General features: G+C 61.2%; 12 protein-coding genes. 7 read left to right on the forward strand and 5 right to left on the reverse strand.

Annotated features, from left to right (window positions below):
* Positions 1-585: 585 nt before the first annotated feature.
* The 3 genes from gyrB to dnaA form a co-directional block, all read right to left on the reverse strand.
* Positions 586-3,057 (reverse strand): DNA topoisomerase (ATP-hydrolyzing) subunit B, encoded by a 2,472-nt coding sequence (gene gyrB, locus PQR02_RS01045; protein ID WP_408224142.1) that lies wholly within the window; start codon positions 3,055-3,057, stop codon positions 586-588.
* Between the two features lie 113 nt (positions 3,058-3,170).
* Positions 3,171-4,274, reverse strand: a complete 1,104-nt coding sequence (gene dnaN / locus PQR02_RS01050; RefSeq protein ID WP_408224145.1) for a DNA polymerase III subunit beta — start codon at positions 4,272-4,274, stop codon at positions 3,171-3,173.
* 220 nt (positions 4,275-4,494) lie between these two features.
* Positions 4,495-6,072, reverse strand: coding sequence for a chromosomal replication initiator protein DnaA (gene dnaA / locus PQR02_RS01055; protein ID WP_408224148.1), 1,578 nt, complete (start codon positions 6,070-6,072; stop codon positions 4,495-4,497).
* A 384-nt stretch (positions 6,073-6,456) separates the two neighbouring features.
* On the opposite strand from dnaA, the gene rpmH reads away from it, so the two are divergent.
* The 4 genes from rpmH to yidC all read left to right on the forward strand — a co-directional run bounded on the left by rpmH (position 6,457) and on the right by yidC (position 9,125).
* A complete protein-coding gene (gene rpmH, locus PQR02_RS01060) occupies positions 6,457-6,591 on the forward strand; it encodes a 50S ribosomal protein L34 (RefSeq protein WP_004198824.1) in 135 nt (44 codons plus the stop codon).
* A gap of 19 nt (positions 6,592-6,610) precedes the next feature.
* Positions 6,611-7,090, forward strand: coding sequence for a ribonuclease P protein component (gene rnpA / locus PQR02_RS01065; RefSeq protein ID WP_408224151.1), 480 nt, complete (start codon positions 6,611-6,613; stop codon positions 7,088-7,090).
* 115 nt (positions 7,091-7,205) lie between these two features.
* On the forward strand, positions 7,206-7,436 hold the full coding sequence (yidD, locus tag PQR02_RS01070) for a membrane protein insertion efficiency factor YidD (protein WP_006050604.1): 231 nt from the start codon (positions 7,206-7,208) through the stop codon (positions 7,434-7,436).
* A gap of 30 nt (positions 7,437-7,466) precedes the next feature.
* Entirely contained in the window at positions 7,467-9,125 is a 1,659-nt protein-coding gene (yidC, locus tag PQR02_RS01075) for a membrane protein insertase YidC (RefSeq protein WP_408224154.1), read from the forward strand.
* A 143-nt stretch (positions 9,126-9,268) separates the two neighbouring features.
* Here the strand turns inward: yidC and PQR02_RS01080 are convergent, their stop codons facing one another.
* A complete protein-coding gene (locus PQR02_RS01080; protein ID WP_408224157.1) occupies positions 9,269-9,673 on the reverse strand; it encodes an XRE family transcriptional regulator in 405 nt (134 codons plus the stop codon).
* A 366-nt stretch (positions 9,674-10,039) separates the two neighbouring features.
* Between PQR02_RS01080 and mnmE the strand changes: the two genes are divergently transcribed.
* The 3 genes from mnmE to PQR02_RS01095 all read left to right on the forward strand — a co-directional run bounded on the left by mnmE (position 10,040) and on the right by PQR02_RS01095 (position 13,222).
* A complete protein-coding gene (gene mnmE / locus PQR02_RS01085; RefSeq protein ID WP_408224160.1) occupies positions 10,040-11,434 on the forward strand; it encodes a tRNA uridine-5-carboxymethylaminomethyl(34) synthesis GTPase MnmE in 1,395 nt (464 codons plus the stop codon).
* 174 nt (positions 11,435-11,608) lie between these two features.
* On the forward strand, positions 11,609-12,814 hold the full coding sequence (locus tag PQR02_RS01090) for a tyrosine-type recombinase/integrase (protein WP_408224163.1): 1,206 nt from the start codon (positions 11,609-11,611) through the stop codon (positions 12,812-12,814).
* 246 nt (positions 12,815-13,060) lie between these two features.
* Positions 13,061-13,222: a hypothetical protein gene (locus tag PQR02_RS01095; protein WP_408224166.1), complete on the forward strand. Its 162-nt coding sequence runs from the start codon at positions 13,061-13,063 to the stop codon at positions 13,220-13,222.
* An 84-nt stretch (positions 13,223-13,306) separates the two neighbouring features.
* On the opposite strand, the gene PQR02_RS01100 is transcribed toward PQR02_RS01095, so the two are convergent.
* The gene (locus PQR02_RS01100; RefSeq protein ID WP_408224169.1) at positions 13,307-13,636 is read right to left on the reverse strand and encodes an ecotin precursor; all 330 of its coding nucleotides are present in this window, start codon (positions 13,634-13,636) and stop codon (positions 13,307-13,309) included.
* Positions 13,637-13,724 lie beyond the last annotated feature (88 nt).

The following is a 13,724-nucleotide window of genomic DNA, read 5'->3' on the forward strand; positions in this document are numbered from 1 at the left end:
TTTGCGGCCGCCGGGGGATGGCGACCGCACCACGCTGCAGTTTTAATAGTTTCGCTTAAGCCTTGCTCCATCTGCCTTAAGCGAAACCTTGTTCCCGTTTAAGTGAAACTTTCCGCGGGTCGGTAAGTGAAACTATTAGAAGCGGCTACACACACCCGCTTCAACCGCCAACTCACTCCACCGTCACCGCCAAATTCCGCGTATTTGCCAGAGTCAGATTGGGGACATCAACTGCCATCGCCACTTGGAGTTTTTTGGGCGCGAGAAGCAAATTAAAGCGACACTGCCCGCGACAGCATCGCCCAGCTCACGCATAGCGGCTTCGTTGGTCGCCAGAGCATCGCAAGTCGACGGGTTTGAGCTTATCGGCGAAAACCACTGAGCAGTCAAGGCCGCGGAGTCGGGCCGAAATGTCACCTAGTTATTGTCGCTGAAACTGAAAAAAAGCCACCCCAAAGAGGTGGCCGTCCTTCCTGCGACGTTAGTTAGGTGCAGTCGATGTGCGCTATCGGAGCGCATCCATCAATAAATGTCTCAGTGGATGCTTCCCAAAATCTCAGGTTATGGTTCCCGCTACAAACCAACTCAAACATCAATATTCCCCGCCCGCAACGCATTCGACTCGATGAAAGCCCGACGCGGCTCAACATCATCGCCCATCAGCGTAGTAAAAATACCGTCGGCCGCAATAGCATCCTCAATCTGCACACGGAGCAAACGCCGCACAGCCGGATCCATCGTCGTTTCCCAAAGCTGCTCAGGGTTCATCTCGCCGAGACCCTTATAGCGCTGCTTGGAGACATTGCGTTCAGCATCAGCCAGGAGCCACTTCATCGCACTCTTGAAGTCGCTGACAGCCATACTCCGCTCCCCACGCTTGATCACAGCCCCAGTACCAATCAATCCCTTGAACGTATTCGCGGTATTGACCAGCTGCTGATAATCCGCGGTCAACTGAAACTCTTCATCGAGCACAGAGACCTTCTGATTACCATGATGCGTGCGCGCGACGCGCAGCGAGCGCAGCTCACGCACCGGGTCATACATAGTAGTGACCGTCACTTCAGGCTTCAGCGCATCATCGCGCAGCTTCGCCTCGAGCGCTTTGGCCGACGTCTCAGCCGCCGTTTCACTAGAGAGGTCGATAGCAACCCCATCCATCACAGCCTCAAGCGCCCCGGCGTCATACAACCGGCTCAGACGATTGACTACAGCTTGCGCAAGCAAATAAGCGCGAGCCAGTTCGCCCAGCGCATCGCCGGTAATCGGCGTTGCATTCTCGGCTGGCAATAGCTCCGACCCTTGCAGCGCGAGCTTCAGAATATGAGCATTGACCTCGGACTCGTCCTTCAGATACCGCTCGTCTTTGCCGGCCTTGATCTTGTACAGCGGCGGTTGCGCGATATAGATATAACCGCGCTCGATCATCTCCGGCATCTGCCGATAGAAGAACGTCAACAACAGCGTCCGAATGTGCGCGCCGTCAACGTCAGCATCGGTCATGATGATGATCCGGTGATAACGCAGCTTATCGAGGTTGTAGTCTTCCTTGCCGATCCCGCATCCGAGCGCGGTAATCAGCGTCACAATCTGTTCCGAAGAAAGCAGCTTGTCGTAGCGCGCTTTCTCGACGTTGAGCACCTTGCCGCGCAGCGGCAAGATCGCCTGGAACTTCCGGTCACGCCCCTGCTTCGCCGAGCCGCCTGCCGAGTCGCCCTCGACGATGTAAATCTCGGACTTCGCCGGATCCTTCTCCTGGCAGTCCGCGAGCTTCCCAGGCAAACCAACGCCGTCGAGCACGCCCTTGCGGCGCGTCATCTCGCGCGCCTTGCGAGCCGCATCACGCGCGCGCGCCGCATCGACGATCTTGCCGCAAATGATCTTCGCGTCGTTCGGCGTTTCCAGCAGGAATTCCTCGAGCGCCTTCGCGACCACGTCTTCCACCGGCGCGCGGACTTCCGACGACACGAGCTTGTCCTTGGTCTGCGCGCTGAACTTCGGCTCCGGCACCTTCACCGACAGCACGCACGACAGCCCCTCGCGCATGTCGTCGCCGGAGGTCTCGACCTTCGCTTTCTTCGCGACTTCGTGATCGGCAATGTACTTGTTCAACACGCGCGTCATCGCCGCGCGCAAGCCGGTCAGGTGCGTGCCGCCGTCGCGCTGCGGAATGTTGTTCGTGAAGCACAGCACATTTTCGTTGTAGCTGTCGTTCCACTGCATCGCCACTTCCACGCCCACGCCGTCTTTCTCGCCGCTCACGTGGAAAATGGTGGGGTGCAGCACGCTTTTGGTCTTGTTGATGTACTCGACAAAACCCTTCACGCCGCCGACGAATGCGAAATCCTCTTCCTTGCCCGAGCGCTGATCGCTCAGGCGAATCCGCACGCCGTTATTCAGGAACGACAGTTCGCGAATCCGCTTGGCCAGAATGTCGTAGTGATATTCGACGTTGCCGAAGATCGTCTCGTCAGCCATGAAGTGCACTTCGGTGCCGCGGTTCTCGGTTTCGCCGACCACGGGCATCGGCGACACTGCCACACCGCCGACCTCTTCAATCACGCGGTTCTGCGGCACGCCACGGTGGAATTCCATGAAGTGCTTCTTACCGTCGCGGCGCACCGTGAGGCGCAGCCACGCCGACAACGCATTCACACACGAAACGCCCACGCCGTGCAGACCGCCGGACACCTTGTAGCTGTTCTGGTCGAACTTGCCGCCGGCGTGCAGCTCGGTCATGACGATTTCAGCGGCGCTGCGCTTCGGATCGTGCTTGTCGTCCATCTTCAGCCCGGTCGGCACGCCGCGGCCGTTGTCGGTGATGGAAATGGAGTTGTCCGCGTGAATGATCACCTGGATGTCGTTGCAGTGCCCGGCCAGTGCCTCGTCGATCGAGTTGTCGAGCACTTCGAACACGAGGTGGTGCAAACCGGTGCCATCCGATGTATCCCCGATGTACATCCCCGGCCGCTTGCGCACAGCCTCCAGACCTTCGAGGATCTGAATGGATGAGGCGCCGTAGCTGTTGTCGGGTTGCGTATTGTTCGTTTCAGTCATGGATTTTTTCCGGTTCTGCGTTACTGCAAGGTTGCTGCTCGGGACTTTTCAAAACGCCATAAAAACGCCAAAGGGGCGCTGCGCCCCTTGGTGTGTTATTGGTCTTGGACGCGTTAGATGCGCATCGGCATCACCACGTATTTGAATTCGTCGTTCTCGGGAATCGTGATCAACGCGCTGGAGCCGGCGTCGCCCAGGCTCACTTGCAACATGTCGACCTTCAGGTTCGCGAGCACGTCGAGCAGATACGTGACGTTGAATCCGATGTCGACGCTGTCGCCGTCGTATGCGATTTCCAGCTCTTCCTGCGCCTCTTCCTGATCGGCGTTGGTGGACATGATCTTCAACTGGCCCGGCTCGATGATGCAGCGCACGCCCTTGAATTTGTCCGACGTCAAGATCGCCGCGCGTTGCAGCGAACGCTGCAGCTCTTCGCGGCCAATCAGGAACTGATTCTTGTGCGACTTCGGAATTACGCGCTGGAAGTCGGGGAATTTGCCTTCCACCAGCTTCGACACCAGTTCGACCTGGCCGAACGTGAACTTCACCTGCGTTTGCGCGATGTCGATCTTCAGCGTGTCGTCGATGTCTTCCAGCAGGCGCTGCAATTCCAGGATCGTCTTGCGCGGAATGATCACTTCCTGACGCGCAAACGAGCCCTCAATCTTCATCGATGAAAACGCCAGGCGGTGGCCGTCGGTGGCGACTGCCATCAGCTGGTCGCCGTCCACCACCAGCAGCATGCCGTTCAGGTAGTAGCGGATGTCCTGTTGGGCCATCGAAAAATGGACCATGCCGAGCAACTGGCGGAACGTCTTCTGCGGAACCACCAGGCTCGCGCCGTAGTCTTTAGCTTGCGCGACCGTCGGGAATTCGTCGGCGGCGAGCGTTTGCAGAGCAAAGCGGCTCTTGCCGGATTGCACGGTCAAACGCTTGTCGTTCAGCGTGAGCGTGACCTGGCCCTCGGGCATCGCGCGCAGAATGTCGAGGAGCTTGCGTGCCGCCACCGTAGTCGCCACCGAATCGCCGCCCACGCCGAAATCGGCACGCGTGGTGATCTGCAACTCGAGGTCGGTCGACAGGAACGACACGTCCGGGCCGTTCTTGGTAATCAGCAAATTGGCGAGGATCGGCAACGTATGGCGGCGTTCGACGATGCCGCTCACAGTTTGCAGCGGCCTGAGGAGGTTATCGCGTTCGGTCTTGACCAGTTGCATAGAGTTCCTTCGTTGATATAACGGCCTGCACGCCTTGCCAGGCAAGCATTCCAGCGCGCAGCCGTGGCTCCCCGCCGGCGCCACGCAGCGCCCGTCACGGCGTAAAATCCGCCCGCGGCCGCCGGGCGGTTAAACCTGTATTGTGCCTGAAAACGGAACCGCCTCACTAAAATGGGGGCGAGTTTGAAAATAAACAGGTCGATTTTTCCGTCCGGGCCGCTCAGCCCTTCAGCGTCTGCTCCAGCACGTGCAATTCGTGGTTCAGTTGCGCGTCCTTGCTGCGCTCGTCGGCAATTTTGCGCACTGCATGCAGCACGGTGGTGTGGTCGCGCCCGCCAAACAGCTCGCCGATTTCCGGCAGGCTCTTCTGCGTCAGCTCCTTCGCCAGATACATCGCGATCTGCCGCGGCCGCGCAATGTTCGCCGGACGCTTCTTCGAATACATGTCGGCGACCTTGATGCTGTAGAAATCTGCCACGGTCTTCTGGATGTTTTCCACCGAAATCTGCCGGTTCTGCACCGTCAGCAGGTCTTTCAGCGCTTCTTTGGTCAGCTCGATCGTGATTTCGCGGCCGTGGAACTTCGAATACGCGAGGATCTTGCGCAGCGCGCCTTCCAGCTCGCGCACGTTCGAGCGCAGATGCTTGGCGACGAAGAACGCGACGTCCTCGTTCAGGCTGACGAATTCCGATTGCGCCTTGCGCATCAGAATCGCGACGCGCATTTCCAGCTCGGGCGGCTCGATCGCGACGGTCAGGCCGGAGTCGAAGCGCGAGATCAGGCGGTCGTCGATACCCGAGATTTCCTTCGGATATGTATCGCTGGTGATGATCACCTGCGCCTTGTTCGCGACCAGCGCCTCAAACGCGTAGAAGAACTCCTCCTGCGTGCGCGACTTGCCGGAAAAGAACTGAATATCGTCGATCAGCAGCAGGTCGAGCGAGTGGTAGTAGCGCTTGAAGTCGTCGAATGCCTTGCGCTGGTAGGCCTTCACCACGTCGGACACATACTGTTCCGCGTGAATGTAGCGAATCCGCGCGCCGGCCTTGTCCATCAGAAGCTGGTTGCCGATCGCGTGGATCAGGTGGGTCTTGCCCAGACCCACGCCGCCATACAGGAACAGCGGGTTGTACGAGATGCCCGGATTGTCCGCGACCTGAATCGCCGCGGCGCGCGCCAGCTGGTTGGCCTTACCGGTCACGAAGTTGTCGAAGGTCAGCACGGGGTTCAGCTTCGAACGCTCGTACATCGAGTCATTTTCGCCGCTGCTGTTCGAGCCCGCGCTCTGGCCCGGACGCCAGGTGCGGCGTGCGGCCGCGGCTTCGTTCGCGTCGAGGCTCGGCAGATCGAGGTCGGCGGCATCTTCGGCCGCCGCGCGGGCGTGCGCGTTTTGCGCGGCCATCGCCTGGTTGGCGCGCGCCATCTGCGCCGCTTGCACGGCGCCCACGGCCGCGTCCACCGCGGCGCCGCCGCCGGGATTGCCGCCCATTGGCGCCGCCGAAGCGGGACGCGCAGGCGCCGGCGACGCCGCCACCGGGGCGCGCATGCCTGCCTTCGGGTCCAGTACGAATTGCACGTCGACCGGCGCGTGCCAGAAATCGCGGGCCATATCCGCGATGCGGCCGGAGAACTGGCTCTTGACCCAGTCGAGCTTGAAGCGGTTCGGCGCAGCGATGCTAAGTGTGTTCGCAGCGGCGTCGAAGGCGACCGGGGCCAACGGTTTGATCCACGTCACGTACTGCTGGGGCGTGAGCTCACGCTCCAGCAATGCGGAACAGTGTTGCCAGAAATCGTTCATCGAGTTGCTGTCGTTATGGTGTGCACGGCGGTCGCCGCTGCCCCTGTCGCGCGCACGCAACAAGGCCCTGAGCAGCCAGGCGTAAGGGCTCCAGGCGCTTGTGCCACAAGGGGTTTGCGGGGCAAGCGAGCCGGAGCGGCGTGCAGCATTTTTGGGAAGTATGGCGAGATTCTAACGCCAAAACGGACCGGCAAGGGAGTTATCCACAGGGACCGATCATCCGGCGAACAAAGCCCGGCTTGCGGCAGAACCAGGCTAAACTATTGACGGCCAACGGAAAAGCGGTTTAAATAGCGGGTTCCGCGAAAACCAATTCAGTAAACCTCCGGCCATTGCGCTTTCAGCGATGATCGCGCGGTTTTTTTTCGATCAAGTGAGAGCAACATGAAACGTACTTACCAACCGTCCGTCACCCGTCGCAAGCGCACCCACGGCTTTCGCGTTCGCATGAAGACCGCAGGTGGCCGCAAGGTCATCAACGCACGCCGCGCGAAGGGCCGCAAGCGCCTCGCCATTTAAGGCGAGCGGATTGCGCGCTGTGACCGAAGCCCGCGGCGAAGCGGGAGCGGCAGGGGCGCAGCAACAGGGCTCGGTTCCGTTGCGAGCGCAAGCCGCCTTCCCCAAAGCCGCAAGGCTGCTGAAAACGGATGAATTTTCATCCGTTTTTCGTTTGCGCCCGTGGCGCCGTACCCCGCACTTCGTGGTGTACGGCCGGCCCACCGGCAACGAAGCTCGCTTGGGCCTCGTCATCGGCAAGAAGTATGCGCCGCGCGCGGCCACGCGTAATCTGGTGCGTCGGATCGCGCGTGAAGCTTTCCGGCTGCGTCGCGCGGAATTTGGCGGTTGGGATGTGCTGCTGCGTTTGCACACGCGCTTCGACAAGAAGGCTTTGCCGAGCGCTTCGTCACCGCCGTTGAAGGCGTTGTGCCGCAGCGAAATAGAGGCGCTGCTCGACAAGGCAGCGCGCGAAATTGTCCGTCGCGAGGCGCCGCCCGCGGAAGCGCCCAAGACGGAATGACGCTCAAGTGACCGCCCGTATTGGAGTTTTGGCAGTTCAGGCAGCTTTGGCAGCCGGGCTGCGCGGGCGTCACCCGGTACTCCACGTTGCGCGGCGCCGTCCGGCCGCCTCTGCCATGCAAACGGTACTCATCGCTTTATTGCGTTTTTACAAGCTTGCCGTGAGCCCAATGCTCGGCAACCGGTGCCGCTTTTACCCTTCCTGCTCTGATTACGCGCGCGAAGCAATCCAGTATCATGGCGCCGCGCGCGGGACTTATCTCGCCGCCAGGCGTATTTGCCGCTGTCACCCGTTTTCCGCGGGCGGCATCGACCTCGTCCCGCCTCCCACTTCTGAAAAGCGCTGACGCGCCGTTCCATCGACACTGAGACAACGCATGGATATCAAACGCACCGTCCTATGGGTCATCTTTTTCATGTCAGCTGTCATGCTGTTCGACAACTGGCAACGCGACCACGGACGCCCGTCGATGTTCTTCCCGAGCGCGACACCGACCAAGACCGTCGGTAGCGCCGCACCGGGAACCACGACGCCGGGAACCCAGCCGGCCGATCTGCCGGCCACCCACGCAGCTGCGCCCGGCAACGCGCCGGGCGCAGCGCAATCGCAGCTCGTGAAGTTCTCCACCGACGTCTACACCGGTGAGATCGATACGCGCGGCGGCACATTGTCGCGGCTGTCGCTCGTCAAGCAGGGCGACGGCAAGACGCCTGATCTGGTGATCACGCTGTTCGACCGCACGGACAATCACACGTATCTGGCCCGCACGGGTCTGCTCGGCGGCGATTTCCCGAACCACAACGACGTCTTCACGCTGATGCCGAACCAGCAGACCGAACTGAAGGGCGACGAGAAATCGTTCAGCCTGAGCTTCGAGTCGCCGGAAAAGGGTGGCGTAAAGGTCATCAAGACCTACACGTTCACGCGCGGCAGCTATGTGATCGGCGTCGACACGAAGATCCAGAACGTCGGCACGACGCCGGTGACGCCGTCGGTCTACATGGAACTGGTGCGTGACGACCAGCCGGTGGAAACGCCGCGCTTCTCGCACACGTTCATCGGACCGGCTGTCTACACCGACCAGCACCACTTCCAGAAAATGACGTTCGGCGACATCGACAAGAACAAGCAGGATTACGCGAGTTCGGCCGACAACGGCTGGATCGCGATGGTCCAGCATTACTTCGCGTCGGCGTGGATTCCGCAACAGGGTGCGAAGCGCGACATCTACGTCGAGAAGATCGATCCGTCGCTCTACCGCGTGGGCGTCAAGCAGCCGCTGCCGACCATTGCGCCGGGCCAGACGGTCAGCGTCTCCGCGCGCCTGTTCGCCGGTCCGGAAGAAGAGCGCATGCTCGAAGGCATCGCGCCGGGTCTGGAACTGGTGAAGGACTACGGCTGGGTCACGATCATCGCGAAGCCGCTGTTCTGGCTGCTCGAAAAGATCCATAGCTATGTCGGCAACTGGGGCTGGTCGATCGTGCTGCTCACGGTGCTGATCAAGGCCGTGTTCTTCCCGCTGTCGGCCGCGAGTTACAAGTCGATGGCGCGCATGAAGGCGATCACGCCGCGCATGCAGGCGCTGCGCGAGCGCTTCAAGGGCGATCCGCAAAAGATGAACGCGGCGCTGATGGAGCTGTACAAGACCGAGAAGGTCAATCCGTTCGGTGGCTGTCTGCCGGTCGTGATCCAGATCCCGGTGTTCATCTCGTTGTACTGGGTGTTGCTGTCGTCGGTGGAAATGCGCGGCGCGCCTTGGATTCTGTGGATTCACGATCTGTCGCAGCAGGACCCGTTCTTCATCCTGCCGGTGCTGATGGCCGTCTCGATGTTCCTGCAGACCAAGCTGAACCCGACGCCGCCGGACCCGGTTCAAGCGAAGATGATGATGTTCATGCCGATCGCGTTCTCGGTCATGTTCTTCTTCTTCCCGGCCGGTCTGGTGCTGTACTACGTCGTGAACAACGTGCTGTCCATTGCGCAGCAGTACTACATCACGCGCATGATGGGCAAGACGAAGGTGAAGCCGGCCTGAGTCTTGTACGAGGCGGCGGGCGGCAAAGCCCGCCTCCGTGGGACGCAAGCCGACGCTGGCTGACAGCGCAGCGATAAAAAAGCCGTGCGGTGCGAACCGGACGGCTTTTTCTATGGGCGCTCGAATCAGGGCTGCCGCTTCAATTACTCGTCAGTGTCCTCGCCGTAAAAACGCTCGATCATCTCCTCGACGAGGTTGCGGTCCTTTGGCATGAGCGACGCAATCTTGGAAGCGAGTTCAATCGTCTCCGGTGTGGGCGGATATTTCTCGCCGCGCGCCAGCGGTCTGCTGCTCGAACCCGGCGGCGGTCCGTAGTGAAGCCAATGCTCCTTGACGTTCAACCATTCAGCTAACGTGCGCAGCTTGTCCGGCTTCGGGATCGTCGTGCCGGTGAGCCACTTGTGCGCGGTTTGGGGCGTAACGGGACGCTCGCCGTGATAGCGCAGATTGAATTGCTCGGCGAGTTTGGTCCCGCCGCGAATCTTGAGCGGCTCCAGCAGATCCTTCAACCGTTTGGCGAAGGCGGCTTTTTCTTTGTCGGTTGGCATGGGCCAGATTGTGCAATTCAGCGTCCAACCAGTTGACAACCCGACAGGCTTAGTCTTAGCGTATTTGAGATAGTTTTAGCTTGCGCGGCACGTCGGGCAAAGCGTTTTCGCGAATTTTATTTTTTCCATTTTTTCATTGTCGGGCCGGCTTCTTCGCACTCTGGTCGTCTTATCTCGTCCTATTTATTCTGAGATATTGCAGTAACAATCCTAGCTTATTTGAGATAAATCCGATTTGCCCGCCAAAGCGGCGATAAACCTGAGCTCATGTGCTCCGTACCGGTTGCGGCAGGCACCCGCGTTACAATGCCTCGCGCCGCATCGACCGGTTGTCCCGCCCCTCTCTCCGCTTTTTGCCACATTCCCATGCTGACCACCGACTCCGATCCCATCGTCGCCATTGCTACCGCGCCCGGCCGGGGAGGCATCGGTGTCGTGCGGATTTCGTTCGGGCGCGCGGGCGAGGCGGCGGCCCAGCCGCTCATGCGGACGCTCACCGGCCAGACCCTCGCGCCGCGCCACGCCAGCTATGTCCCGTTCCTCGACGGCAACGGCGCTGCACTCGACCGCGGTATCGCGCTGTACTTTCCGGCACCGCACTCGTACACGGGCGAACACATTCTCGAACTGCAAGGCCACGGCGGACCGGTCGTGCTGCAACTCGTGCTGCAGCGCTGCATCGACGCCGGCCATGCGTTCGGTCTGCGGCTGGCCGAGCCGGGCGAGTTCACGCGCCGCGCCTTCCTGAACGACAAGCTGGATCTGGCGCAAGCCGAAGCCGTCGCCGATCTGATCGAGGCCAGTACCGAAGCGGCCGCGCGCTCGGCGGGCCGCTCGCTCGACGGCGCGTTCTCGCGCGACATCCATGCGCTGGTCGAAGAGGTGATCACGCTGCGGATGCTGGTCGAGGCGACGCTCGACTTCCCGGAGGAAGAGATCGACTTCCTCGAAGCCGCCGACGCGCGTGGCAAACTCGCGCGCATCCGTGAGCGTCTGGCACACGTGTTGAGCGAAGCGCGCCAAGGCGCATTGTTGCGCGAAGGTTTGTCGGTGGTGCTGGCGGGGCAGCCGAACGTCGGCAAGTCGTCGCTGCTGAATGCTTTGGCCGGCGCGGAGCTGGCCATCGTCACGCCGATCGCGGGCACCACGCGCGACAAAGTCGCGCAGACCATCCAGATCGAAGGCATTCCGCTGCATGTGATCGACACTGCCGGCCTGCGCGATACCGAGGACGAGGTGGAAAAGATCGGTATTGAGCGCACCTGGAGCGAGATCGAGCGCGCGGACGTGGTGTTGCATCTGCTCGATGCCCGCACCGGCATGACCATCGAGGACGAGACGATCGCCGGGCGCTTTCCTGGCGGCGTGCCAGTGGTACGCGTGCTGAACAAAACGGACCTGACAGGCCTCGCCCCCGCGACGCAAGCGCTCGATGCGGACCTCGATCTCAGCGAGGTGCGGTTGTCGGCGAAACAGGGCGACGGGGTGGCGCTGCTGCGCGACGAGTTGCTGCGGATCGCCGGCTGGCAGGCGGGCGCCGAAAGCGTCTACCTCGCGCGCGAACGGCATCTGATTGCGTTGCGCGCCGCCGAGGAGCATCTGGCAACGGCCGCGGCACACGCGGATCAGAACTCGCAGGCACTCGATCTGTTCGCCGAGGAACTGCGGCTCGCGCAGGATCAATTGAACTCGATCACTGGCCAATTCGGTTCGGATGATCTGCTCGGGGTGATTTTTAGCAGATTCTGTATCGGCAAGTAGAGGCGAATACTGGATCGGGCGAGAATGATTGCCAGATAAGGCTTACATCGAGTCTCACCGCTACCGTTGCCGCGCTGCTCTGCGACCACTGTGCACACAAAAAGCCGCAAATCTTTGGTACACAGCACGCGCGAGGTTTAAAATCGCCGCTGTCCGCGCACCACCGATCCGAGCATGCCGCGCTTAGCCGTCCCCCTCACCGAATCCCAAATCCGCGCGCTCGAGCCGCGCACGACCCGCTATTGCGTCGCCGACGGCAACGGGCTCGTGATCGAAGTCATGACGACCGGCACGAAGGTCTGGCGGTTCCGCTATACGCTGAACGGCAAACGCCAGCCGCTCGCCACCATCGGCGACTACCGGATGATCTCGCTGCGCGTCGCGCGGGCCAAGGCGCAAAAGTATGCGGAGATGGTCGCGCAGGGCATCTCGCCGGTCGCCACCGCGCGGCGCGATCGCGGCGCCGAAAGCAAAGCGGACGTTCTGCGCGAAGCGGCCGAGCTCTATCTCGCCACGGCCATGGCCGGCAAGTCGGATGAATATCGCCGCACGACCCGCCGCGCGCTCGACAAGGACGTGTTGCCCGCGATCGGCGGCAAACCGATCAACGCCGTGACCTCCGACGACATCGTCGCGATCTGCGAGCGGATCAAAAGCCGTGGGTCCCCGAAAATGGCGCTGCACACGCGCAACGCGGTCAGGCGGCTTTATGTGTATCTGATCGCCCGGCAACTCGCCAACAGCAATCCCGCCGAGGTCGTGCCGGCGCGCTCCATCGCCACCGTCGACAGTCGCAACCGCGTGCTCTCTGGCAACGAGATCGGCACCATGCTGCACGCGATCGACGTGTCGAGCATTCGCCGGCCGCTGAAGCTGGCGCTGCATCTGCTGGTGCTGACGATGGTGCGCAAGTCGGACCTGGTCGAGTCGGCGTGGGCGGAATTCGATCTGGACCAGGCAGTCTGGACGATTCCCGCCGCGCGTCTGAAAGCCGATCAGGACCGCGTTGTTTATCTTTCGCATCAGGCGGTCTCGATGCTGCGCGAGATTCACCGCGCGAAGACGAGTTGGAAGTTCGTATTTCCAAGCGTGAGGGGCGACGACCGGCCCATTGCGAAAAGCACGCTGAACCAGGCGGTCAAGGCACTCGGGCTCGAGGTCGAGCATTTCGTGCTGCATGACTTCCGGCGCACGGCACGGACCCATTTGCGCGAGGTCGCGCAGCGAGATGTTGCACTCGACAGTGCATCGGCGCTCGCGGCGCAAAGCCCCCGCGAGGAAGATGACGTGGCGCAGCAGCGTCGAGCCGTTCAGGCTTGGGCGGACTTTGTCGACAGGCAGGTTGAAGCCGGACGGCAAGCAGTGATCAGTTCGGCCTGACGGACATCGGCGGGGTTTTGGCCGGCCGCGCCGACTGCCCGCAGCGCCCGGAATTGTTGGTACACAATCCATCCTTGACCAGCCCCAAACGGCTGCGCAGAAAAGAGAAGCGCATTCCACATCAGGTTTTAAGTGGCAAGGTTTTGCGCCCTATATGCTATCTTGCGCACACCTCATTTCCGTCCATCTTTCCCCGATTCCATCGCCTAAACTGAAGCATCGATGCATGCCGATACGGAGGGTCCGATGTCTGAATCGTTGATCGCTTATTTGATGGGGCCTGCCGTGATGCTGGTAGTCGGCCTGGCCATCTGGGCGGCGTCCCATTATCACCATGAGACGAAGCCGCCGAAGTTCGAGCGCTGGCTCGATACGCACTACGCGGAGTGGCTTCATCACAAACACTGAACGGTGCATCAAATGACAAGGCCGTCGCATTGAGCGACGGCCTTTTTTATCGCGGCGAGTGTCGAGAGCGCACACTTTGGGCGATCACCACCCCGGTTGCGGCTGAGGCTGCCCGTACCCATACTGCCCGGGCGGCGGCGCCCCGCACGCGACATACGCACGCTGGTACTGGTCGTAGCAGTATCCCGGCGGCGGTCCCGCATAAGCCGGTGCGGGCTGATACGCTGGTTGCGCATACATAGGCTGTTGATAAGCCACCACCGGCGCCGGATTCAATGCGGACGTCACCACCGCGCCCAACACGGCGCCGCCGATCAACGCACCCACCACGTCGCCGCCATGATCGTGTGCGGACGCTTGCCCGGCCACGCACAGACTTCCCGCCATCACCAACGCCACTGCGATCTTTTTCATGTTTATCTCCCGCCGTTCAGGCATGGAAGCGATTGTGAAGGGCATGGGCCGAAATAGATGCTGCAAGTGGTAACGGAACATTACGGTA

It is taken from the genome of Paraburkholderia sediminicola, from assembly GCF_046026895.1.
Taxonomy (GTDB): Bacteria; Pseudomonadota; Gammaproteobacteria; order Burkholderiales; family Burkholderiaceae; genus Paraburkholderia; species Paraburkholderia sediminicola_C.

Coding starts and splice junctions, on each gene's coding strand:
- PQR02_RS01100 (WP_408224169.1), bottom strand. CDS start 13,636: ATGAAAAAGATCGCAGTGGCGTTGGTGATGGCGGGAAGTCTGTGCGTG.
- PQR02_RS01080 (WP_408224157.1), bottom strand. CDS start 9,673: ATGCCAACCGACAAAGAAAAAGCCGCCTTCGCCAAACGGTTGAAGGAT.
- gyrB (WP_408224142.1), bottom strand. CDS start 3,057: ATGACTGAAACGAACAATACGCAACCCGACAACAGCTACGGCGCCTCA.
- dnaN (WP_408224145.1), bottom strand. CDS start 4,274: ATGCAACTGGTCAAGACCGAACGCGATAACCTCCTCAGGCCGCTGCAA.
- yidD (WP_006050604.1), top strand. CDS start 7,206: ATGCAAACGGTACTCATCGCTTTATTGCGTTTTTACAAGCTTGCCGTG.
- PQR02_RS01090 (WP_408224163.1), top strand. CDS start 11,609: ATGCCGCGCTTAGCCGTCCCCCTCACCGAATCCCAAATCCGCGCGCTC.
- mnmE (WP_408224160.1), top strand. CDS start 10,040: ATGCTGACCACCGACTCCGATCCCATCGTCGCCATTGCTACCGCGCCC.
- PQR02_RS01095 (WP_408224166.1), top strand. CDS start 13,061: ATGTCTGAATCGTTGATCGCTTATTTGATGGGGCCTGCCGTGATGCTG.
- dnaA (WP_408224148.1), bottom strand. CDS start 6,072: ATGAACGATTTCTGGCAACACTGTTCCGCATTGCTGGAGCGTGAGCTC.
- yidC (WP_408224154.1), top strand. CDS start 7,467: ATGGATATCAAACGCACCGTCCTATGGGTCATCTTTTTCATGTCAGCT.
- rpmH (WP_004198824.1), top strand. CDS start 6,457: ATGAAACGTACTTACCAACCGTCCGTCACCCGTCGCAAGCGCACCCAC.